Source organism: Cryptosporangium sp. NPDC051539 (genome assembly GCF_044454545.1).
Classification (GTDB): Bacteria; Actinomycetota; Actinomycetes; order Mycobacteriales; family Cryptosporangiaceae; genus Cryptosporangium.
This window is the reverse complement of sequence record NZ_JBITDV010000002.1, coordinates 1-22,513: the sequence shown is the minus strand read 5'-3', so window position 1 is coordinate 22,513 and position 22,513 is coordinate 1. Positions and strand designations below refer to the sequence as shown.

The following is a 22,513-nucleotide window of genomic DNA, read 5'->3' as shown; positions in this document are numbered from 1 at the left end:
GATCGTAGCCTCAGGCCGAATCACCGGGGGTGAACGCATGCTGTTCGACGAGCACCATCCAGTTGCCGGAGTTGTCGCGCGCGACCGCCTCGACGCCGTACGGGCGCTCCTCCAGGGGCTGGATGAACTCGACGCCCTTGGCGACGAGGTCGTCGTAGGTCTTGCGGCAGTCGTCGACCCTCAGGCCCAGACCGTGCATGCCGCCCTCGTCGAGCGCCCGGTTGATCGCGTCGACCATCTCGGGCGAGTGCGGCGGCCCGGGCGTCGTGAGGTGGACCTGGAGCTCGGGCTGGGACGGGTGCGTGACCGTGCACCAGCGGTAGGAACCGTCGGAGAGCGTGACGTCCGAGCACTCGGCGAAGCCGAGCACGTCGAGGTAGAAGGCCTTGGACGCGTCGACGTCCTTGACGAAGACGCTGGTGATGGCGATGTTCGTGATCATGGAGCCAGGCTAGGAGGGCGCGCCGCCGCCGTGCTTCTCCTGGCTTGCCCGACGTTCGGCCAGCCCCCACATGAAGACGAAGCACCCGGGGATGTGCGGCGCGCCCGAGGCGGCCCAGCGGCGCTGGAAGTCGCTCGGCGTCTCGCCCACGACCTCGCGGAAGTGGCTGCTGAACGAGCCCAGGCTGGAGAAGCCGACCGCGACACACACCTCGGTGACCGTGAGGTTCGTGGCCCGGAGCAGGTCCTGGGCCCGCTCGACCCGGCGCTGCGAGACGTACGCGGCCGGCGAGAGCCCGTAGGTGGCGGTGAACATCCGCTGGAAGTAGTACTTGCTGAGGCCGGCGACACCGGCCAGGTGCGCCAGGTCCAGCGGGTCCCGGTAGTGCAGGTCGGCGTAGTCCCGGGCACGCCGCAGGTGGACCAGAAGATCCCCGGGCGCCCTCCGCACACCTGCGAGCCTAACCAGCGGCCGACGGGCCTGCTCGGGCACGATCGGGGCATGACCGACGACGTTCTGAGCATTCAGGAACGGCTCTACCCCGATCTGCCGTGCTTCGGGTGCGGGCACGCCAACCCCAAAGGGCTGAAGCTGCGCAGCTACCCGGCCAACGGTTACGTCACCGCCTCGTTCACCCCGTGGCCGGAACACGACAACGGGCTGGGGTACCTCAACGGCGGCATCATCTCAACCGTGCTCGACTGCCACAGCGCCGCCGCCGTGACGTACGAGGCCGAGCAGCGAGGCTGGCCGGCGCTCCCGGGCGCGGCGCTCCCCTACGTCACGGCCGGGCTCGACGTCCGCTACCTGCGCCCGAGCCCGCTGCACGACCCGGTCGAGCTGCGCGCGAGCGTCACGTCCGCGGCCGAAGCCGAGATGACGGCCGAGGTGGAGCTGGTCTGGGACGGCAAGATCCGCGCCACCGCGACCGCCGTGTGGAAACGCTGGCGCCCCCGGTGATTCAGTCCGCCCGGCCTCACCGTTCGTAGTAACGCGCTTGCCCTACCCAGCAGAATGGACTCACAGGGGGTAACTACCAACAGTGGGGGCTGGGGGAAATGGCACAGGGGGAAATTTCGCGTGACCCTATCTTGTCCGTTTGGTACCTATTTGAGCCGGACGAGGTATTCACCTTCGCACACGAGGGAGACCGCATCACTTTCGGTCGCGACGACGATTGCGACCTGATCATCTTTTCGGCGATCAACGGAGAGTCACTCTCCCGCGTCGCCGGTCGGATCTGGCGATACGAGGGGGAGCTCTGGGTCCGCAACCTTTCCGAGAAGCACGAGCTCTGGATCACCCAACCGGGCCTTCCACCGCTACCGCCGTTACCGCCCCGCGATCCGGCCCGTCCGGATCCGGGCCCGGCCCAGTCGATCCCGGGCGACCTGGCCTACATCCAGGGGCCCGACGGCTGTGCGCTGGTCGTGGCCCAGCAGCGGGTCGAGCCCGCGTTACCGACCGTCCTCGACGACCGGCCGACGACGAGCATGCCGCCGGTCCCGCACGAGCTCCGGCCGGTCGCGGCCGCGCTCTGCGAGCCGCTGCTGCGCGGTAAACAGCTGCCGGCCTCGTACGAGGAGGTCCAGCGCCGGTTGGTCAACCGCAGCCGGAAGCAGATCCGCGACCTGGTCAAGCGGCTCTGTTCCCGGTACCTGACCGAGATCCCCGAACTCCGGGAGCGGGTCGAGGCCCGGTTGCGCCTGGAGGAACGGGAGCTCGGCCTGCCGGCCACGCCGTCGTTCGTCCACAAAGGTGTGTGGTATTTCGGGGCCGCGGCCGACCCGGAGGACGACGTCGAGATCCGGCGTCGCCGGGCCCTGGCCCTGCCGGACTACTACGAGGTCGCGCACCTCCTGGTGCGCCGCAGGCAGATCACCGCCGACGATCTCCACCTCCTCACTCCACGGGCAGGCCTGCCCGGCTGAAACACGCTCTGAACGGCAGGCTCCCGCACGTGGATCGACGCGTCGCGGGGTCGGAGGGGGCTTCCGCGGCTCACGCGCTCCACGTCGAGGAAACGGCGACGACCAGGAGGGGCCAGTGGAACCGCATCGCTGAGACGCAGAAAGGGGGCTGCCCTCCCGGGCAGCCCCCGCCTCGCCGACCCGGACGCGGAGCACCGTCCGAGCAGCGTCGGACCCGGTGCTAGCCGCGCGGCCGGGCCGCGACGAGCAGGGCACCGGCCAGGAGCAGGGCCGCCAGCGCACCGAAACCGTAGGTGAGCGTGGCGACCGACGCGATCGCGGCCACGAGCAGCGGGCCGCCCGCGTCGCCGAATTCGCGGCCGATCTCGGCCGCGCCCATCGTCTGGCCCAGGCGTTCGGCGGGGGTGTTCGCCGCCAGGGCCGCGAAGCCGAGGGGCGTGATGACCCCGGTGCCGACGCCGATCAGCGCGGCCCCGGTGAGCAGGCCGGCCAGACCGGGCAGCATCGCGCAGGCCGCACCCGCGGCCGCCACGACCAGCCCGGCGGTCAGGCCGGTACGGGTCTCGAGGCGGCCCTCGTCGAGCGCCCGGCCGGTGCGGGGCTGGACCACCGCCGCGCAGGCCGCCAGCAGTGACACCGCCGCGCCGGTCGCAATCGGACCCAGCCCGTCGACCCGGCCGCTGACCGGCAGGAATCCGACCCCGGCGGAGAGCGCGGCGGTCGCTCCGGCGAGCGCACCGGTCGGGACCAGGAACCTCGGATCGGCCAGCCGCCGGACCAGGTCGACCAGCGTCTGCCGTACCTTGGCCATCGGCGGGACGACCGGCACGGACACCGCGGCCCAGACGGCCACCGCCGCCCCGAGCACCGCCAGCACGGCGAACAGCAACCGCAGCCCACCGGCCCACACCAGGACGCCGCCGAGCAGCGGACCGAGCGTGTACCCGATCGACTTGTAGAACCCGTACGAGCCGAACGCCCGCCCGCGCTTGGCCGCCGGGTTGAGCCGGGCGACCAGCGCCGACGCCGACGGCGAGAACGCCGAAGCGGCCGCGCCCTGACCGAGCCGGGCGGCCCAGAGCCAGGCGGGCCCGTCGGCCACCACGTACACCACCGACGCGAGCGCGAACGCGACGAGCCCGCCCAGCAGCACCGGACGCGGGCCGACCCGGTCGGCCAGCGTGCCGAACACCGGCTTCAGCAGGATCTCGGCGCCGTCGTAGAGGGCGAGCAGCCCGCCCAGGACCAGCAGCGAGGTGACCGCGTCGCCGGAGAAGCCGCCGAGGTTGGCCGCGATGCCGTGCGCGCCGAACGCCGTCGTGAACCCGGCCGCGTAGAGCGGCCACATCTGTCGCGCCGGTGGCGCCTCCAGATCCGTGGTCACACCCGCACGCTATCGGCCTCCACCGACGGTTCGGGCCGCTCGCTGCGGTGGTGTCGCAGCAGCCAGGGCAGGAACAGCACGGCGGCCACGGCGGTCAGCCCCTGGGCGTCCACCACCAGCTGCCAGAAGCCCGCGTGACCGGTGCCCGCGCGCAGACCGGCGGCACCGATAGACGGAAGGCTGAGCGTCAGGACCACGGTCCAGCCGGCGGCGAGCCGGTACCGGCCGGCAGCCACGACGGCGGCCAGCGGGAGCACGAGGAACACCAGGTGATGCACCCAGGAGATCGGCGAGACCGCGACCGAGAGCGCGGCGAGCACCCCGACGGCGCCGAGCCGGTTGCCGTCGTCCTCCAGCCGCCGGGCGCCCCAGGTCCCGGCCACGACCAGCCCGAGCGCGGACACGACCCAGAGCAGGGACACCGCCGACTCCCCCAGCCCGGTCCGGAGCAGCATCCCGCGCACCGACTGGTTCCCGACGACGTCGTTCGCACCGAACCGGTCGGAGTCCCAGAGCGCGCGCCAGAGGTACTCCTGGGCGCTCGGCCAGAGCAGCAGCAGCCCGGCGAGCGTGGCACCGGCCGCGGTCACGGTCGTGACCACGAACGTGCGCCACTGCCGGGTGACCAGCAGCCACGGCACGAACACGGCCGGGGTCAGCTTCACCGCGATCGCGACGCCGAGCCCGAGCCCCTCCCGGCGGTGGCGTCGTAGCAGATCGGCCGAGACCAGCATCACCAGGAACAGCCCGACCTGCCCGAACCGCAGATGGCTCCGCACCGGCGCGGAGAGCAGCAGCAGCGCCAGCGTGAGCGGCAGGCCGATCCGCGTGACGACCGGCCGCATCCCGATCCGCGCCACCCCCACCAGCGCCGCCAGCGACGCCGCCACCCACAGCACCTGCAGCAGCCCGAGCGGCACCCGGGAGAGCGGCTCGCTGAGCGTCGCCGCGAACGGTGGATAGGTGAACGGCATGTCGAACACGGTGCGGAACTCGTAGACGTCCGAACCAGTGCCCGCGGTGCCGCCGGCGCCGTAGTAGACGAGCAGGTCCTTCATCCGGTCCGGCCCGGAGACCAGCACCAACGGCACGACCGGCACCAGCAGCGCGGACGCGGGCAGCATCCAGGCCCACCCCGAGGACGTCAGCCACCGCCGTACCGGCCCGCCCGTGGTCGCGGGTTCCGGACCGGCCGCGGCCGGATGCGGCCGGTCCGCGGCCGCCTCGGGCCGGGCCGCCAGCGCGCCCAGCGCCACGGCCGCCAGTGCCCAACCGGCGACCACGTCGGTGACCCAGTGGAGGCCGAGCACGACCCGGCTCAGGCCGACGGCGAGCGCCGCCAGCGCGACCAGCGGCCACCACCGCCGCCGCCCCGCCTCCCGCAGCACCAGCGCCCACCCCAGCGCGGCCGTCAGCGCGTGCCCGGACGAGAACGACACGTCCACCGCACCGTCCACCGGCGCCGGACGCACCAGCGTCACGAACGTGACCGCCTCCAGCATCTGTGCCGCCGCCAGCACCAGCATCGGCGTCAGCACCGCCCGCCACGGCGCCCCCGACACCCGGCGCATGATCGCCACGATCGCCAGCACCGGGTACAGCACCGCCCCCGACCCCAGCTGCGCCACCGCCGAGGCGGCCCGGGAACCCGGATGCACCAGCCCCCGCGCCACCCACGCGTCGACACCGAGCGGCTGCCCGCCCGCGGCGAGCACCGGCACCAGCACGAACAGCAGCGTCACCCCGCCGGCCAGCACAGCCCCGCCGGCCGGCGTCCGCACAACGCTCGGCAACCATCGCATTCGGGTCAGGATCCCACCCGGCCGCCACCACGGCGGGCGGGACCGAGACCCGCCGCGGATCACACCTCGATCGGAACCTCGTACACCTCGACCGTGGGGTGGCCCGCGCGCTCGTGGACGCGCATGACGGCTTCCTTGCTCGGGCCGGTCGCCAGGCAGAACACCTTGCCGGTGTCGGGGTCGAGCCAGGCCCGCTCGAAGTGCACGCCCTCCTCGGCCTCGATCGCGAGGTCGGCCTCGTGCGCCTCCTTCAGCTGCTCCGCGGTCACTCCGACGAAACCGCTGTGCACGTCGATGAACGTCGCCATCACATTCCCTTTCGGAAGAACTCGTTGACGAGTCCAGATTCGAGGTCGGAAGCCTGTCCGACATCGGTCAGACCACCTAGGAAGGCCGACGTTTCTCCCTAGGCTGCCGGCATGCGGTCGAAGTCCGAGGCACACCTGTGCCCTGTGCTCATCGGTCGTGACGACCTGCTGGCACACGCACTGCGCCGGAGCGAGGACGCGGCCCGCGGCGCCGGCGGGGTCCTGCTCCTGGCCGGTGAGGCCGGAATCGGCAAGACCCGGCTGCTGACCGAGATCGTGGAACGCGCCGGCCTTCCGGTCGCACACGCGGCCGCGTTCCCGCGCGACGCCGAGGTGGCGGGCGGCCTGCTGCTCGGGCTCGCGTCCGGCGTGGGCCGCCTCGGCGGTCCGGCCGCCGCGCTCGCCGGACCGCTCCGCCAGGTCGCGGCCGGGGAGGGTGACCGTCAGCGCCGGTTGCTCGTCCGAGACGCCGCGGACGCCCTGGCCGCGGTGGACCGGCCGCTGGTCCTCGCCCTGGAAGACCTGCACTGGGCCGACGAGATGTCGCTGGACGTCCTCGACCGGGCGGCCCGCCGCCTGCGAGAGGTGCCGATCCTGGTCGTGGGCACCTATCGCAGCGACGAGCTCTATCCGCGCTCGGTGTTGCGCACCTGGCGGTCCCGGCTGCTGGCCCAGCGGGCCGGCGAGGAGCTGAGGCTGCGCCGTCTCGACCGCCCGTCGACGGCCGCGATGGTCGCCGCGATCACCGGGGCGATGGCCCCGGACGTCTCCGTCGGGGCCCTGTTCACCCGCAGCGACGGCATTCCCCTGCACGTGGAGGAGCTCCTCGCCGCACCGGGAGTGCCGGAGACGCTCGCGGACGCGGTGCTGACCAGGGCGCACGAGCTCCCGGAACCTGCCGTCGCGGTGGCCGCAGCGGCCTCGGTGATCGGGCGGTCGTTCGACGTCGACCTGCTCACGGCGGTGACCGGAACGCCGCCCGACGAGGTCGACACCGCGCTCCGCGAACTGCGGGACCGCTTCTTCGTCACCCCCGCGTCCGAGACCACCTTCGACTTCCGGCACGCGCTGATCCGCGACGCCCTCTACGCCGACCTCGCTCCCCACCGTCGCCGCCGCCTGCACGCCCAGGTCGCCGACGCCGCCCTGGCCGGCGGTTTCGGCGACGCGTTCGTCAGCGACCAGTACGAACGAGCTCAGCGGCCGCGCCCGGCGTTCGCCCATGCGCTGGCCGCCGCCCGCCACGCCACCGCGATCTCCGCGCACGCCGAGGCCGCCGCGCTCTATCAGCGGGCCCTGCGCACGATCCCGGACGACCTGCCCGGCCGCGACCGCGCCGATCTGCTCACCGCGCTCTCGATCGAACTCGTCGCGGTCGACGACGTCCCCGCCGCCGAGGCGATGCTCACCCGGGCCCACGCGCTCTGGCTGGAACTCGGCGAACCGGTGGCCGCCGCCGCGCTCTCGCCCTCGCTGGTGACCGCGCGCCACCGCCTGGGCACCGGCCTCGGGCACCGCACGGCCCTGCTGCGGGCCGAGCTCGACCGGCTCGGCGAACGTACCGACCGCCCGGCCGAAGAGGCCCGAGCCCGCATCCTGACCAGCCTGTCCGCGGTGTACATGTTCGACCGGCGGCTCGACGAGTCGCTCACCTACGGGTCGCGGGCCCGCGAGCTGGCCCTGGCCGTCGGCGACGACAACTCGCGCTGGTGCGTGGACGCCACGATCGCGCCGGTGCTGCTGTTCGCCGGACGGATGGACGAGGGCTGGCGGCTGGCCGACGCGACGATCGCCGACACGCTGGCCGCGGGCGCCGAGCCCGAGGCCAGCCGGGCGTACCAGATGGTCGGCAGCTCGGCCGCGGTGCTCGTCGAGTACGACGCCGCCCTCCGGTACCTGGACGAGGGCATCGCCTACGCCGACCGGACCGAGCAGTTCGGCGACCGCAACTACATGGTGTCGATGCGGGCCCGGGTGCAGTGGGCGACCGGCGCGTGGGACGAGGCCCGGCCGAACGCCGAGCACGCGCTGGCCGACTTCTCCGACACCGTGCTCAACCGGATCCTGGCCCAGCAGATCCTGGGCTTCCTGGCCATCGGCCGGGGCCACTGGGCCGCCGCCGCCGGGTACCTCGAACCGGCGTACGCGCTCGGCACCGAGTTGCGGGAGGTCCAGCGCCTCTCCCCCACGATCTGGGGCCTGGCCGAACTCGCGCTGCACACCGGGCGCCACGCCGACGCGGTGGACCGGTGCCAGGAGGGATACGCGGGTTCGGCCGAGGTCGCCGACGCCGCGTACCTGGCTCCGTTCGTCGTCACCGGCGTGCGGGCGTACCTGGCGTCGGACGACGCGACCGGTGCGCGGTCCTGGCTCGACCGGTGCGCGGCGCTGCTGCGGCTGAGGAACATCCCCGGGACGCTGCCCGCGCTGGACCACGCCCAGGGCCTGCTGCACCTGCACGAGGGCCAGACCGGCAAGGCCCGGGAGGCGCTCGACCGCGCCGGCGCGGAGTGGGACCGGCGGCAGCAGTTCTGGGAAGGCACCCAGGCGCTGCTCGACCGCGCCCGCTGCGCGTACCGGTCCCGTCGGCCGGTCGACGCGGCGGCGCTGGCGTCGGACGCGCGCGGCCGGGCGTCGGCGGCCGGTGCGTCGATCGTCGTCCGCGCGGCCGACGAGTTGCTCGCCGAGATCGGGACCCGGTCGTCGTCGGGCGTGCCCGGGCTCACCCCCCGGGAGGCCGAGGTCGCCCGGCACGTCGCCGAGGGGGCCACGAACCGGGAGATCGCCGAGTCGCTGACGATCTCCCCGAAGACCGTCGCCGCGCACGTCGAGCACATCCTGGCCAAGCTCCAGGCGAGCCGTCGCACGCAGATCGCGTCCTGGGTGCGCAGTCACGCAGAGTGATCTTCAACCGATGACGCCGGCCATCCGTGGTTCACATCGACGGAATACGTTGGTCGCGACTATCGATTGCATCGATAAAGAGCATCGTTTTTTGGCGCAGCAGCAGGAGAGGTACGGACGATGGACATCGCCGCACAGTACTCGGACGACCGGAGCGCACCGCCCTCGACGCTGGTGATCTTCGGCGCCTCGGGTGACCTGACCAGGCGAAAGCTGATCCCGGCCGTCGCCAGCCTGGCGCGCCACGGGCGCCTGCCGACGGAGTTCGCGCTCGTCGGCGTCGCGCGCACCCCGATGAGCGACGACGAGTTCGCCGTCTCGATCCTGGGCGACTCGAACGGCCTGGGAGACCTGGGGCAGCTCGCCGGCGGCGGCCTGCGGTACGTCTCCGGCGGTTACGACGACCCGGAGACCTACAAGACGCTCGCGACGCTGCTCGACGAGCTCGACCACCAGCGCGGCACGCGCGGCAACCACCTGTTCTACCTCTCGACGCCGCCGCAGGCGTTCACGCCGATCATCAACGGGCTCGCCGGGGCCGGGCTGAACCACGCCCGCTCCGACGAGGGGTTCGCCCGGCTGGTCATCGAGAAGCCGTACGGCAGCGACCTGGCCAGCGCCCGCCAGCTCGACGCGACCGTGCACAGCGCGTTCGACGAGCCCCAGGTCTTCCGGATCGATCACTACCTGGGCAAGGACACCGTCCAGAACGTGCTCGCGCTGCGGTTCGCGAACTCGATCTTCCAGCCGATCTGGGACCGGTCGTGGGTCGACAGCGTCCAGATCACGGTCGCCGAGACGCTCGGCGTCGGTACCCGGGGCAGCTTCTACGAGACCGCCGGTGCGATGCGCGACATCGTGCAGAACCACGTGCTGCAGGTCCTCGCGCTCGCGCTGATGGAGCCACCGGCCTCGTTCGGCGCCGAGGCGCTGCGCAACGAGAAGGTCAAGCTGCTGCAGGCGATCCGGCTGCCCACCGACCGGGACGTCGCCGACGTGGCCGTCCGCGGCCAGTACACCCGCGGTGGTACCCGCGAGGAGCTGATGCCCGGCTACCGCGACGAGCCGGGCGTCGACCCGCTCTCGCGCACCGAGACGTACGCGGCGCTGCGGCTGGACGTCGACAACTGGCGCTGGGCCGGCGTCCCGTTCTACGTCCGGACCGGGAAGCGGCTGCCGGCCCGGGTCACCGAGGTCGCGCTGACGTTCCAGCGTCCGCCGCACCTGCCGATCCCCGGTAACCAGCTCACCGAGCTCGAGGCCGACGCACTCATCCTGCGCATCCAGCCGAACGAGGGCATCTCGCTGCGGTTCGGCGCGAAGGTGCCGGGCCACTCGTTCCGGGTCCGCACCGCCAGCATGGACTTCTCGTACGACCAGACGTTCCGCGAGGAGTCGCCGGAGGCGTACGAGCGCCTGATCCTGGACGCGCTGCTCGGTGACGCGACGCTGTTCATCCGCACGGACGAGGTCGAGCAGTGCTGGCGGATCGTCGACCCGATCATCGAGCACTGGGCGAACGACAGGTCGCCGATCCCCACCTACGAGGCCGCGTCCTGGGGCCCCACCGACGCCGACCGCCTAATCGGTCGTCACGGACGTACGTGGCGCAATCCGGCATAGGTTCACCGCGGTGAGCTCGCCGCCGTTGATCTCCGCCGTCAGGTAGGTGGCGAACGGTTGACGGCGGCGATCGGTCGGCGACCCGGGGTTGAGCAGGCGCAGGCCGTTGTCGGCCACCGTGTCCCACGGGATGTGGCTGTGTCCGAAGATGAGCAGGTCGGTGTCGGGGTACTGCTGGGCGCAGCGCTTCTCGCGGCCTGCGGCCGGCCCGGTCTCGTGCACCACCGCGATCCTGAGCCCGTCCAGTTCGGTTCGGGCTACCTCTGGGAGCCGGGCCCGGAGTGCGGCGCCGTCGTTGTTGCCGTACACACCTACCAGGCGGACGCTGCGCGCTTCGAGCTCGTCCAGCAGCGCGGCGTCGACCCAGTCCCCGGCGTGGATCACCACGTCCGCGACCTCGACGTCCGCCCAGAGCGGGGCCGGGAGGTCCCGCGCGCGTTTGGGTACGTGCGTGTCGGCCATGATGACGAGGTGCATGTCTTGAGGATTCTGGTTACCGGGGCCCGTGGCAAAGTGGGCACGGCCGCGGTCGAGGCGCTGGTCGCCGCCGGGCACGACGTCACCGCGACCGATCTGGCGCCGCCTCGGTTCGACCGGGCCGCGCCCGACGCGCCGGTCGTCGACCGGGTGCCGTACGTGTCGGCCGATCTGACCGCGGCCGGCGACGCGTTCGCGCTGATCGGCGGGTTCAGCGCGGGCGAGGGCGCCAAGGCCGGGCGGTACGACGTGGTCGTGCACGCGGCGGCGATCCCGGCGCCCGGGCGGAACGCGCCGGCCACGGTGTTCACGAACAACATCGGCGCGCTGTTCAACGTCATCGAGGCGTGTGTGCGGTGGGGGGTGCCGCGCTTGGTGAACATCTCCAGCGAGACGGCCACCGGGTTCCATTTCGCCGAGCGTCCGGCGTACCCGGTGTACTTGCCGCTCGACGAGGAGCACCCGTGCACACCGCACGACCCGTACGGGCTGTCGAAGTACTTCGGTGAGCAGCTGTGCGACGCGGCCGTCGCCCGGTCGTCACTGAAAGTGCTGTCGTTGCGGCCGACCTGGGTGCAGAACGCGGCGAGCTATCCCCTCAACCTCGGGCCGGTCGTGGCCGATCCGTCGGCACCGAGCCTGACCGGCTGGTCGTACGTCGACGCGGACGATCTCGGCGACGCGATCGTGCTGGCCGCCGCGTCGGACGTCCCCGGTCACCAGGTGCTCTACCTCGCGGCGGCCGACACCGTGGGCGGGCGGGATCTGCACGCGTCCTGGCGGGCCGCCTACCCGGACGCTCCCACCGAGCTGCGCCCGGTCGCCCGCCCGGACGCGAGCGGCATCAACTGCGCCAAGGCCGCGCGGGTCCTGGGCTGGCATCCCCGCCGGAGCTGGCGCGACCACCTGGACCAGGACGGACGGCCGCTTCCCCACTGACCGGGCCACGATCGAGGTACGGGAAAGCCTCAGGTTCGCGGTCGCGCGGACGACGCGGCAGGCATGGGTGACCCCGCACGCTGGTTCGGTGTCGGCTCGAGTGATGCCGCGGACGGTGCGTGTGCCGGCCGGGCCGCCGCGGCCGCCGCGCTGGACGGGCGGGAGGCCGCGCTAGTCGTCGTGCTGAGCCAGGTCCGTGACGACCTCCAGGCGATGCTCGACGGCGTCCGCTCCCAGGTTCCGGCCGGCGCGATCATCGTCGGGACCTCGACGTCCGGGCAGTACACGGCCGGGACGCTCGACACCGCGAGCACCGTGGTCGCCGCCTACGGCGGACCCGGCATCGAGGCCCGCTACCGCATCGCCGACGTGTCCCGCGGACGCGGGCGCGAGGCCGCCGCCGAGGTCGCCGCGTGCACGTCCGAGCTCACGCTGCCCTACCAGGCGCTGCTGCTGTTCTTCGACGGCCTCGCGGACGACCAGCAAGAGCTCATCCGCGGTGCCTACGCGGCCGCCGGAGCCGCGACGCCGCTGGTCGGCGGCTCGTCCGGCGACGGGCTGCAGTACGTACGGACATACCAGTTCGCCGGCGACGCCGACCACGTCGACGTGGTCTCGGACGCCGTGGTCGGCGTGGGGCTGGCCTGCGAGTCACCGCTCGGGATCGGGGTCGCGCACGGCTGGCGTCAGGCCGGTGCGCCGATGTCGGTGACCCGCAGCGTCCACGGCAAGGTCTTCGAGCTGGACGAACAACCGGCGCTCGACGTCTACGTCGAACGGCTCGGGATGTCTCCGGAAGTGGCCCGCGACGAGCAGGTGTTCCGGGAACTCGCGTTCCGCTACCCGCTCGGGCTCAACCGCCGCAGCGGCGAGGACATCCGGTTGATCCACGGCGGTGAGCCCGACGACCGGTCGTTGATCTGTCTCGCGGACGTGCCGCAGGGCGGGCTGGTCTGGCTGATGGAGGCCGACGAGGACGCGCTGGTGGCGGCGGCCGGGACGTCGTGCCACCAGGCGATCGCGATGCTGGAGGGCGCACCTCCGCTGGGCATGCTCGCGTTCGACTGCGCGGCCCGCAAGATGATGCTCGGTCCGGCCGGCGTCGAACGCGAGACCGGAGCGCTGGCCGCCGCGGCCGGGTCGATCCCCTACGCCGGGTGGTACACCGACGGTGAGGTCGCCCGGATCCGGGGCTCCCAGGGCCTGCACCACCTGACGATGGTGACGCTGGCGCTGAGCTGAGGCTTCCGGTCGCGGGCTGACGGCGGCGGTGGCGGTGGCGGTGGCGGCTGGTCAGTCGTCGTCGTGGGTGCGGCGTTCGGCCTTCAGACGCTTGCGTTCCAGGCGTCGGCGTTCCACTTCGGCCTTGGTCGCGCGTCGCTTCACGCTGACGCCGCCCCAGAACGCGAACCCGGTGACGATGATGACCGGCGCGCCCGGAGCGCCCTGCGCGGTGGCCGAGTCGTCGAAGCCGCCCATGATGCCGAGCCCGGTGACGTGCACGGTCGCGAACTCCGGTGCGATGATCTCGATGCCGCCCATGATCGCGGCCGCCCGGATCGTCACCGTGCTGCTGGTGAAGACCGCTTCGCGCAGGTCGACGACGCCGCCGCCCCAGAACGCGAAGCACTCGAACTTCTCCGGCACGGTCCATTGGCCCGCGCGCTTGAAGCTGCTCATGATCGCGACACCCTGGCTCGAGGGCGGCAGCACGGGCACCACCGGCGGCGGCGAGGCCTCCGGCGTCCACTGGTGCGCGGTGCCGAGCGCGGGCAGGTCGCGGGTGAGCGGCTGCAGTTCGGCGTAGGTTTTGGCCGCGTAGACCTGGTTCAGCCGGACGTCGAGTTCGTCCAGACTGATGCGGCCCTCGGCGGCGGCCTCGTGCAGCGCGTTCGCCACCCGCTCACGGTCGGCATTGGACGCCCGGAGTTCGGCAGGCTGCAGGTCACCGGTCGCGGATTGAACCGGTGGCGTCGGTTCGGAGAGCTGGCTCACACAAAGAGAATAGGCGGTTACACAACCTCAGTCGTCGGGCAACAGCGGAACCGTGAACCCCTCTCCGCGGTGCAGGAGCGCCGCCCGGGTCACCGCCGAGGAACCGAACCGTTCGCGCACCGCGTCTAGGGCCGCGTCGAGCCCGCCGTCGTCCGGACGCTCGAGCGGGAGCATCAGCTGTTCGCCCTGTCCGTCGAGGTTCGCCACCGCGACGCCGATCAGCGTGATGCCGCGCGCGGCGATCAGCGGCAGCGCCGCGGCGAGCAGATCGCGACCGGCGTCGAGCAGCACGGTCGTGTGCGACGTTGGCCGGACCAGCGTGTGCGATCGGGTCACGCGCGAGTAGTCGTCGAAGCGGAGGCGCAGCGTCACCGTACGGCCGGTGCGGCCGGCGGCCCGCATCCGGCGGCTCACCCGGTCGATCAGGCCGGCGAGCGTCGCTTCCAGGTCTTCCAGCGCGTGCGGGCCGCGCCCGATCGCCCGCTGCGCGCCCATCGACCGGCGGCGCCGCCCGACGACGACCGGCCGCGGGTCGCGGTTGTGGGCGAGCGCGTGCAGGTGGCGACCGGCGCCCTGGCCGAGGATCGACACCAGGTAGGCCTCGCCCAGCCGGGCGACCTGGCCGACCGTGCGGATCCGGCGTTCGTGCAGCTTGGCCGCGGTCACGGCGCCGACGCCCCAGAGCCGCTCGACCGGGAGTTGGTGCAGGAACTCCAGCTCGGTTTCCGGCGGCACGACGAGCAGGCCGTCGGGCTTGGCGACACCGCTGGCGACCTTGGCCAGGAACTTGGTGCGGGCCACGCCGACCGTGATGGCCAGGCCCACTCTCTCCCGCACCGCGGCCCGCAGGCGGACCGCGATGTCGGGCGGCGAGCCGCTGACCTTGCCCAACCCGCCGACGTCGAGGAACGCCTCGTCGATCGAGATGCCCTCGACCAGCGGCGTCGTGTCGCGGAACACCTCGAACACGGCCTTGCTGGCGGCGCTGTACGCGCTCATCCGCGGCGGCACGACGATGGCCTGCGGGCACAGTGCCTTGGCCAGGCGTCCGCCCATCGCGGTCTTGACGCCGCACGCCTTCGCCTCGTAGCTGGCCGCGAGCACGACCCCGCCACCGACGATGACCGGGCGCCCGCGCAGGCGTGGATCGTCTCGCTGCTCCACCGAGGCGTAGAACGCGTCGAGGTCAGCGTGCAGGATCGTTGCCTGCTCGGGCACTCGGCAATCATCGCACAGATGTTCGAGAAATCAGCGGCTTCACCTCCCGGCCGACGAAGCGGATGAAGTTCTCGACCTCGGGCTCGTCCGCGGTCGGGGTGAAGATCAGGCTGTCGGCACCGGCGTCGAGGTACTCGGCGGCGAGAGCGGCGAAGTCGTCCGGGCCACCGGCGACGCCGAGGCCGGGGTCGTTGCCGAAGGCCTCCTGTTCGCGCCGCACCCGCTCGGCCCCGCCCGGTCCGGTCGCGGCGTGGGTGAAGACGACGATCCGGTGCGGGTCGGTGCGTCCGGCCGCCGCCCGCCCCTCGTCGATCTGGGTCTTCGCCCAGCGCACCCGCTCGGGCGAGTTCTGGCCGTCGAGGATCGTGCCGTCGGCGGCCTCGCCGGAGAGCTTCAGCGTCTTCGGGCCGACCGCGCCGGCCAGAATCTTCGGCACGTCCGCCGGCGGCAGGTCGAGCCGGACCCGGTCCAGCTTCACGTACCGGCCGGCCCTCGACACCTCCTCGCCCCGCAACAGGGCTCGCATCGCGTCCAGATGTTCGCGGAGCAGGGTCAACGGCGAGGACGCCCGGGCTCCGACCTGCTCCATCCACTCCTGGACGCCGTGCCCGACGCCCGGCCGGAAACGGCCGGGGAACATGCGCTCGAGCGTCGCGAACTCCATCGCGGTGATCACCGGGTTCCGGAACGGGACCGGCAGCAGGCCGATCCCGACCTGGAGGCGGGTGGTGCTCGCGAGCGCCGCCGCGGCCGGAGCGATGCCGCTTCCCCAGAAGCAGTCCTCCCAGAGCCAGAGCTCTTCCAGCCCGGCCTCCTCGGCCGCGCGGGCCGCCGCGATCAACCGCTCCGGAGGAACTTGGGGACGAAACACGACACCGAGTGAGGTCATGCCCTGTTCCTAGCGAGCGAGCGGCCCGGAAACAACTGTCGCGTGGCGAACAGTTCCGCCGTGCCGGACCGGACGGTGACCCGGCCGGATCAGCAGCACGCTGGGGATACGCCACTTCACCAGGAGGATCCGATGTCCGCGCAGGCGCCCACCGTGTTACGAGGAATTCCGTTCCACCGGCCCGCCGCCGCGGCGGAAAAGCGTCCGCTGCGGGTAGTGGTCGCGGCGTTCCTGGTCGGTCTGCACGGCGCCGCGCTGCTGCTCAGCGCGATCCTGGCCGCCACCGAGACGGCCGACCTCACCACCGCGCTGCTGCTCGGCCTGGGTGCGGCCGGTACCGCGGTGGTCGCGGTCGGGCTCCTCTTCGGCAGCCGGATCGCGGTCGTGATGACGCTCGCCTACGTGCTGGTCAACATCGCGCTGACCGCGGTCGAGGCGCACCGGCCCGCGCTCGGCGCGCTCGCGATCCTGATCCTGCTGGCCCGCCCGGCGAACCGGACGTTCTTCACCCGCTTCTGAGTGTGGGTGCGTCGCCCGTCGATGCACCACTGCGGGCCGAGGGACCCGATCCGGACGCGAGACCAGCGCGATCAGTGGTCTGCTGTGCAGCATGGTCCGGTTGGGGGTTGGGAAAAACGGCTTTTTCGCCAACGGCGCGGTGCGACGGGCAGCCCGGGCCGCACTGGTGATGCCGTTGATGTTCGCGTTCGGCTCACAGATTCTGCACAACCCGACCGCGGCCCTGTTCGCCAGCTTCGGATCGTTCGCGCAGGTGTTGTTCGTCGAGTTCACCGGGCCGGTGCACGCCCGCCTGCAGGGCCAGCTCGCGCTGATCGTCACCGGCGCGGTCGTGATCTGCCTGGGGACGCCGGCCAGCGGATCGATCTGGCTGGGCGCGGTCGTGATGGCGGTGATCGCGTTCGCGGTGCTGTTCGTCGGCGTGGTGAGCTCGGTGCTGGCCAGCGCCGCGACGCCACTGGTGCTCGCGGCGATCCTCTCGATCTCGGTGCCCGGCCCGGTGTCGTCGATCCCCGACCGCCTGCTCGGCTGGGCCCTCGCGTCGGCCGCGGCGCTGATCGCGATCACGGTGCTGTGGCCGACACGCTCGGAAGACGCCCTGCGCGCCGCGATGACCAGGGCGGCCCGCGCGGTGGCCGGACACCTCCGGTCGGGAGCCGATCCGGATGGAACCCGCGAGGCCGTGGAAGCCTTGCACCGGACGTTCCTGGGTTCTCCCAACCGGCCGACCGGGCTGTCGACGGCGGCCCGGGTGCTGGTCCGGCTGGTCGACGAGTTCGCGCTGCTGGGCGTGATCCTCGCGGACGATCCGCTCCCGCTGCCGGCCGATCACTCGGAAGCCGTCAACGCCGTGCGCCGCGCCGCCGCCGACGTCCTCGACCGCAGCGCCGACGTGCTCACCGCAGCGTCCCCCGAAGTCTCCGCCGCCGACGACGAACGGCTGCGCACCGCCGTGACCACCCTGAACACCGCCCGGGGAGAACTCGAACGCCGAGCCGGCGACCGCCTGCCCGGCCCGTCGGACGCACTGCTCACCGCACTGGAACCGAGCTTCCGCGCCGAGGAACTCACGTTCGTGATCTCGCTGATCGCCACGAACGTCGCCACCGCCGCGGCCGCCGAGCGCCGGGGCTGGTGGGAGCGCCTCCTCGGCCGCCAGCCCGGCAGCGTCACCGGGGCTTGGCGTTCCGCGGTCGAGCGGGCGTCCGCGCATCTGGAATGGAACTCGGTCTGGCTCCACAACAGCGTGCGGGGCGCCGCCGGACTGGCTCTCGCCGTCGCGGTCGCCGACCTCAGCGGTGTCTCGCACTCGTTCTGGGTGGTGCTCGGCACGCTCTCGGTGCTCCGGTCGAACGCGCTGGCCACCGGCCAGACCGTGGCCCGGGGAGTCCTCGGCACCACGATCGGGTTCGCGATCGGCTCGGCCGTGCTCGCGCTCGTCGGCCACGACACCGCGGTGCTCTGGATCCTGCTGCCGATCGCCGTGCTGCTCGCCGGGATCGCGCCGGCGATGATCGGCTTCGCCACCGGTCAGGCCGCGTTCACGCTGGTCCTGCTCATCCTGTTCAACCTGAGCGCGCCGGCCGGCTGGGAGCTGGGCCTCGTCCGCCTGGAGGACGTCGGCCTGGGATGTGCGGTCAGCCTGATCGTCGGTCTGCTGTTCTGGCCCCGCGGTGCCGCCGCGACCCTGCGGATCACGCTGGCCGAGGCCTACCTCGACAGCGCCGCCTACCTGGACGCCTCGGTCACGTTCGCGGCCGCCCGCTGTGACCGGGCCACCGTCCCTCCTCCGGACGCCGCCCGGCTGGCCGCCGCCGCGTCGAGCCGCCGCCTCGACGACGCGCTGCGCACCTATCTGGCCGACCGGGGTCCCAAACCCACGCCGCTCGACGAGATGGCGACGCTGGTCACCGGAGTGGCGACGCTCCGGCTCGCGGCCGACGGGATCCTCGCGCTCTGGGAGAGCTCGGAGGCGGGTGCCGGTGACCGGACCGCGGCCCGGGAGGAACTGCGCCGCCGCAGCGCCGCGGTGACCGGGTGGTACCGGGAGTTCGCGTCGCAACTCGCGGCCGACCTGCCGGCGCCGGCGCCGCTGCCCACCGACACCGACGCCGACCGCGTCCTGCTCGACGCCGTGCGCCGCGACCTGGCCGGACCCGAGGCGGGCACGGCCGTGCGCGTGATCTGGACCGCCGACCACCTGGACGCCACCCGCCGCATCCAGGACCGCCTGATCCAGCCCGCCGACGCCGCGGTGCCCGCGCACGTTCAGTAGCGGGTCGTGCTCCGGGCCAGCGAGGACCAGACCGTGCTCCGCACGCCGTCCACGGTCGCGCCGGAGAACTGGAGCATCGGCCCGAGCGCCGCGTTGGTCGCGGGGAAGCCCAGCGTCGGGGTGGAGGCCTCGTCGAGCGTGCTGACCTGCGCGGGCGAGAGCGCCACGTCCAGCGATTCGAGGTTGGACTCCAGCTGCCCCAGGCTGCGGGCGCCGATCAGCGTCGAGCCCACCCCGGGGCGTCCGCGGACCCAGGCGAGCGCGGTCGCGGCCGGGCTCGCGCCGGCCTCGTCGGCGACCGCCCGCAGCACGTCGATCACCGCGTAATCGCGTTCGGTCGGGGCGCCGACCAACGCGCTGCGCGCCGACTCGACCGTGGCGGCGTTCTCCCTGGTGTACTTCCCGGAGAGGTATCCGCCCTTCAGCGGGCTCCACGGCATCACGGCCAGGCCGTGCGCCTGCGACATCGGGGTCAGCTCGCCCTCCACCGTCCGCTCCAGCAGCGAGTACTCGAGCTGCATCGCGATCAGCGGTGACCAGCCGCGGAACCGCGCGATGGTCTGCGCCTCGGCCGCGTACCAGGCCGGCACGTCCGAGAGCCCGAGGTAGCGCACCTTGCCCGCCGTGACCAGGTCGTCCATCGCGCGGAGCGTCTCCTCGATCGGAGCACCGCGGTCCCAGTTGTGCAGCCAGTACAGGTCGACGTAGTCCGTCCGCAGGCGGCGCAGGGACTGTTCGAGCTGGGCGACGATCGCCTTGCGTCCGGCCCCGCCGCCGTTCGGGTCACCCGGATAGAGGTTGGCGAAGAACTTCGTGCCGAGCACGATCCGGTCTCGCAGGCCGGGCCGGGCGGCGAAGTAGTCGCCGAGGATCTTCTCCGAGTGCCCGTTCGTGTAGATGTTCGCGGTGTCGATGCTGTTGCCGCCGCGGTCGAGGTAGGCCTGCAGGATCTTCTCGGACTCTTCGACGCCGCAGCCCCAGCCACTGTCTTCGCCGAACGTCATCGTGCCCAGCGTGAGCGGGCTGACCCGCAGACCGGAGCGGCCCAGAGTCAGGTAGGAATCAAGCGTTGTTCGCATGGTCCGATCGAACCTCGCCGACGCCGCCGCGAGTAGACCGATGGTGCCCGCCGAGTGCACGATCCTGTCAACCTTGCGCGGATCGTACGCTGGAGTCATGGGGTCGCCCGAGGTGCTGGCTGAGCTGATCGCGCGCCACGCGCCGTGGCCGAGGGCCAACGGGCGGCTGGATTCGGTGACGCTGTCCGCGGTCAGCGGCCCGACCACACCGACGCTCTCGACGTCCCGCCCGACGCTCGCGGTGGTGGCGCGGGGCGCGAAGCGGACGGTGCTGCACGACCGGACCTACGACTATGCCGCCGGCCAGTTCTTCGTCGTCACGATCGACGCGCCGATCACCGGCCACGTGACCGAAGCACCCTTTCTGGGCTTCGGAATGGAGCTCCGCCCGCCGCTGATCGCGTCGATCCTGCTGGACGCCGACGTCGGCGCGCGCCCGCGGTCGGCGGCCACGCCTCCCGGAATGGCGGTCAGTGAGGCCGACGATGACCTGCTGGACGCCGTGGTCCGTCTGGTGCGGCTGCTGGATCGCCCGGCCGACCTGCGGATCCTCGGGCCGATGCTCGAGCGCGAGGTGCTCTGGCGGCTGATCACCGGGCCCCAGGGGGAGACCGTGCGGCAGGTCGGTCTCGCCGACAGCAGCCTGACGCACATCAGCCGGGCCATCCGCTGGATCCGTGAGCATTCCGCCGACGCAATCCGCGTCGAGGAGCTGGCGCGGCTGTCGGGGATGAGCGTGTCGTCGTTCCACCGGCACTTCCGGGCGATCACCGCGATGACGCCGATCCAGTTCCAGAAGCGGATCCGGCTGCAGGAGGCCCGGGTGCGGCTGGCGGCGAGCGCGGGGGATGTGGCTGGGGTGGGGTTCGCGGTCGGCTATGAGAGTCCGTCGCAGTTTTCCCGTGAGTACCGTCGGCTTTTCGGGGTTCCGCCGGGGGCCGATGCCCTGCGGCTGCGCCGCGCGCAGGGGTGACCCGCGTCGCCGGTTCTCGGTTTCCGACGCCTAGACCGCTGCCGGTAGGACCGGAACGTTGTCGGCGGCGCGAGGGGTTCCGAGTGCGGGCGGGTTCCCGCCATGCCGCGACCAGGCGCGACCCGCGCCGGCCGATCCCTGGGTTCCGGGTGCTGGAATGCCGCTGGTAGGACGGGAAAGTTATCGGTGGCCGGGTGGTTCGAGTGCAGGCTGGTTCCCGCCAGCGGCGCGGTTAGCGCAGGCGGCCGGTCACCGTCGTTCGGCGCGAAGATCCATAAGCGACGCGACGTGGCCGCGTGCGGGAATCAGCGGCCTTCAGGCGGCCACCGCGCAGTCGCACAGGGGCGCAGAGGCGCAGAGGCGCAGAGGCGCGGGCGCTGGGGCGCGGGCGCCCGGGCGCGGGGGCAGGGGCAGGGGCGCGGCGCGGGCACAGGGGCGCGGCGTGGGGGCAGGCGCGCGGTGCGGGGGCAGGGGCGCAGTCGCGGCTCGGGGTACTGCCTATGTGCGGCTGGGCGTAGGCCACTGGTGCCGGCTGGGTCGCTTCTTGTACGGCTCGGCGGTAGAGAACATTCAGTTCACTGCAACGGCGCTCTCCCGGGTTTCAGACCTGGTGAAAATCGGTGACGGATAGCTCGTCGCAGCTTTCGCGGGGTGTCACCCTTGTTCCGGGCAGTCGATAACGCCCCGGTAGACGCCGATTTGGCGTATGCGGGCAGGAGTGACTCGGGCTGGATCGGAGCCACATTGGGCACGGATGCCTCGGGCATTGACGCCTTCGGCCCCGGCGCGGCCAACGGTGACTCGCAGGGGCCGATCTTCCGGGTGATCGTCAGGTTTTCGGTGCTACAACGCTGCTGGTAGGACCGAAAGTCGTCGGCCCGGCAGTGGTGTCGCGTGCGGGCTGAGTCTCGCCGGCGATGCTGCCCCCGGGCGCCTGAACCCTATGTCCCGGGGCCCGGTGCCAGTGCCCAGTGCGCGGTGCCCGGTGCGCGGTCGCGGTGCGCGGTCGCGGTCGCGGTCGCGGTCGCGTAACCGTCGACCCGGCGTTCGGCTTCACCGCGGAACCGCTATCTACCCGGGCCGCTTCATTTGCGCGAAGCCGCCTACCCGCCGGGATCGCCTACCGGCCGGGACCGCGCCTACCGGCCGGGACCGCTTGCCCGCCGGGACCGCCTACCGGCCGGGACCGCTTACCCACCAGGACCGCTCAACCATCGGGACCGCTTACCCGCCGGAACCGCCTACCTGCCGGGACCGCTTACCCACCAGGGCCGGCTCAGCCGCCGGGAGGCGCTCACCGACCGGGGAGCGTTGATCAGCCCGGGACCCCTTACCGGTATCGGCCCGTAACCGCGCGGCGGCGCGGAAGGGTGAGGACATACGAAAGAGGGCCGCTACCCGATTCGGGTAACGGCCCTCTCCCTTACATAAAAGCCCGGCGGCGTCCTACTCTCCCACACCATCACCAGTGCAGTACCATCGGCGCTGAGAAGCTTAGCTACCGGGTTCGGAATGGGACCGGGCGTTTCCTTCTCGCTATAACCACCGGAACACCATCAGACACAACGAACCAACCAACCACCCCCCGCCGGGTCATCCCCGGGGAAAGTGCTGATGCTGTTCGTGGTCTGGGAACCACACAGTGGATGCGACTACTTACAAAAAAGTATGCTTTGTGGGCAAGCCCTCGGCCTATTAGTACCGGTCAGCTCCACCTGTTACCAGGCTTCCACATCCGGCCTATCAACCCGATCG

General features: G+C 72.3%; 19 protein-coding genes and 2 rRNA genes. 9 read left to right on the top strand and 12 right to left on the bottom strand.

The window, feature by feature from the left end; translation table 11 throughout:
- Positions 1–10: 10 nt before the first annotated feature.
- Both ACIBZJ_RS06045 and ACIBZJ_RS06040 read right to left on the bottom strand, forming a co-directional pair.
- Complete coding sequence (locus ACIBZJ_RS06045) at positions 11–442, bottom strand: VOC family protein (RefSeq protein ID WP_395926095.1); 432 nt, start codon at positions 440–442, stop codon at positions 11–13.
- Positions 443–451: 9 nt separating this feature from the next.
- Complete coding sequence (locus tag ACIBZJ_RS06040; protein WP_395926093.1) at positions 452–892, bottom strand: helix-turn-helix domain-containing protein; 441 nt, start codon at positions 890–892, stop codon at positions 452–454.
- 51 nt (positions 893–943) lie between these two features.
- On the opposite strand from ACIBZJ_RS06040, the gene ACIBZJ_RS06035 reads away from it, so the two are divergent.
- A complete protein-coding gene (locus tag ACIBZJ_RS06035; protein ID WP_395926091.1) occupies positions 944–1,402 on the top strand; it encodes a PaaI family thioesterase in 459 nt (152 codons plus the stop codon).
- A gap of 131 nt (positions 1,403–1,533) precedes the next feature.
- Positions 1,534–2,373, top strand: a complete 840-nt coding sequence (locus ACIBZJ_RS06030) for an FHA domain-containing protein (protein WP_395926089.1) — start codon at positions 1,534–1,536, stop codon at positions 2,371–2,373.
- 220 nt (positions 2,374–2,593) lie between these two features.
- Here the strand turns inward: ACIBZJ_RS06030 and ACIBZJ_RS06025 are convergent, their stop codons facing one another.
- From ACIBZJ_RS06025 to ACIBZJ_RS06015, 3 genes are read right to left on the bottom strand one after another with little or no spacing between them, the layout of a single operon-like run.
- Positions 2,594–3,721 (bottom strand): MFS transporter, encoded by a 1,128-nt coding sequence (locus tag ACIBZJ_RS06025; protein WP_395927708.1) that lies wholly within the window; start codon positions 3,719–3,721, stop codon positions 2,594–2,596.
- 32 nt (positions 3,722–3,753) lie between these two features.
- Complete coding sequence (locus tag ACIBZJ_RS06020; protein ID WP_395926087.1) at positions 3,754–5,559, bottom strand: glycosyltransferase 87 family protein; 1,806 nt, start codon at positions 5,557–5,559, stop codon at positions 3,754–3,756.
- 59 nt (positions 5,560–5,618) lie between these two features.
- On the bottom strand, positions 5,619–5,867 hold the full coding sequence (locus tag ACIBZJ_RS06015) for an SCO4226 family nickel-binding protein (RefSeq protein WP_395926085.1): 249 nt from the start codon (positions 5,865–5,867) through the stop codon (positions 5,619–5,621).
- 111 nt (positions 5,868–5,978) lie between these two features.
- Here ACIBZJ_RS06015 and ACIBZJ_RS06010 point away from each other — a divergent pair, with 111 nt between their 5' ends.
- Positions 5,979–8,771, top strand: a complete 2,793-nt coding sequence (locus tag ACIBZJ_RS06010) for an ATP-binding protein (protein WP_395926083.1) — start codon at positions 5,979–5,981, stop codon at positions 8,769–8,771.
- Between the two features lie 120 nt (positions 8,772–8,891).
- Positions 8,892–10,394, top strand: a complete 1,503-nt coding sequence (gene zwf, locus ACIBZJ_RS06005; RefSeq protein WP_395926081.1) for a glucose-6-phosphate dehydrogenase — start codon at positions 8,892–8,894, stop codon at positions 10,392–10,394.
- On the opposite strand, the gene ACIBZJ_RS06000 is transcribed toward zwf, so the two are convergent.
- Positions 10,353–10,871 carry a metallophosphoesterase family protein gene (locus tag ACIBZJ_RS06000; protein WP_395926078.1) on the bottom strand — a complete coding sequence of 173 codons (519 nt, stop codon included), beginning with the start codon at positions 10,869–10,871 and terminating at the stop codon, positions 10,353–10,355. The two genes, zwf and ACIBZJ_RS06000, sit on opposite strands and share 42 nt — an antisense overlap.
- 3 nt (positions 10,872–10,874) lie before the next feature.
- Here ACIBZJ_RS06000 and ACIBZJ_RS05995 point away from each other — a divergent pair, with 3 nt between their 5' ends.
- Entirely contained in the window at positions 10,875–11,810 is a 936-nt protein-coding gene (locus ACIBZJ_RS05995; protein ID WP_395926076.1) for an NAD-dependent epimerase/dehydratase family protein, read from the top strand.
- 63 nt (positions 11,811–11,873) lie between these two features.
- Entirely contained in the window at positions 11,874–13,052 is a 1,179-nt protein-coding gene (locus ACIBZJ_RS05990) for an FIST signal transduction protein (protein ID WP_395926074.1), read from the top strand.
- 51 nt (positions 13,053–13,103) lie between these two features.
- Here ACIBZJ_RS05990 and ACIBZJ_RS05985 read toward each other — a convergent pair whose 3' ends face one another.
- From ACIBZJ_RS05985 to ACIBZJ_RS05975, 3 genes are read right to left on the bottom strand one after another with little or no spacing between them, the layout of a single operon-like run.
- A complete protein-coding gene (locus ACIBZJ_RS05985; RefSeq protein WP_395926072.1) occupies positions 13,104–13,805 on the bottom strand; it encodes a DUF1707 domain-containing protein in 702 nt (233 codons plus the stop codon).
- A gap of 27 nt (positions 13,806–13,832) precedes the next feature.
- Positions 13,833–15,023, bottom strand: coding sequence for a DNA polymerase IV (gene dinB, locus ACIBZJ_RS05980; RefSeq protein WP_395926070.1), 1,191 nt, complete (start codon positions 15,021–15,023; stop codon positions 13,833–13,835).
- Positions 15,024–15,030: 7 nt separating this feature from the next.
- Positions 15,031–15,912 carry an LLM class flavin-dependent oxidoreductase gene (locus ACIBZJ_RS05975; protein ID WP_395926068.1) on the bottom strand — a complete coding sequence of 294 codons (882 nt, stop codon included), beginning with the start codon at positions 15,910–15,912 and terminating at the stop codon, positions 15,031–15,033.
- Positions 15,913–16,044: 132 nt separating this feature from the next.
- Here ACIBZJ_RS05975 and ACIBZJ_RS05970 point away from each other — a divergent pair, with 132 nt between their 5' ends.
- Together ACIBZJ_RS05970 and ACIBZJ_RS05965 are read left to right on the top strand one after the other, a co-directional pair.
- Positions 16,045–16,431: a hypothetical protein gene (locus tag ACIBZJ_RS05970; RefSeq protein WP_395926066.1), complete on the top strand. Its 387-nt coding sequence runs from the start codon at positions 16,045–16,047 to the stop codon at positions 16,429–16,431.
- Between the two features lie 100 nt (positions 16,432–16,531).
- On the top strand, positions 16,532–18,706 hold the full coding sequence (locus ACIBZJ_RS05965) for an FUSC family protein (RefSeq protein WP_395926064.1): 2,175 nt from the start codon (positions 16,532–16,534) through the stop codon (positions 18,704–18,706).
- Here the strand turns inward: ACIBZJ_RS05965 and ACIBZJ_RS05960 are convergent.
- A complete protein-coding gene (locus tag ACIBZJ_RS05960) occupies positions 18,700–19,785 on the bottom strand; it encodes an aldo/keto reductase (RefSeq protein WP_395926062.1) in 1,086 nt (361 codons plus the stop codon). The two genes, ACIBZJ_RS05965 and ACIBZJ_RS05960, sit on opposite strands and share 7 nt — an antisense overlap.
- A gap of 97 nt (positions 19,786–19,882) precedes the next feature.
- Between ACIBZJ_RS05960 and ACIBZJ_RS05955 the strand changes: the two genes are divergently transcribed.
- Positions 19,883–20,758 carry an AraC family transcriptional regulator N-terminal domain-containing protein gene (locus tag ACIBZJ_RS05955; protein WP_395926060.1) on the top strand — a complete coding sequence of 292 codons (876 nt, stop codon included), beginning with the start codon at positions 19,883–19,885 and terminating at the stop codon, positions 20,756–20,758.
- Between the two features lie 1,433 nt (positions 20,759–22,191).
- Here ACIBZJ_RS05955 and rrf read toward each other — a convergent pair.
- Both rrf and ACIBZJ_RS05945 read right to left on the bottom strand, forming a co-directional pair.
- Positions 22,192–22,308 (bottom strand): 5S ribosomal RNA (gene rrf / locus ACIBZJ_RS05950).
- A gap of 125 nt (positions 22,309–22,433) precedes the next feature.
- A 23S ribosomal RNA gene (locus ACIBZJ_RS05945) occupies positions 22,434–22,513 on the bottom strand; the annotation flags it as partial.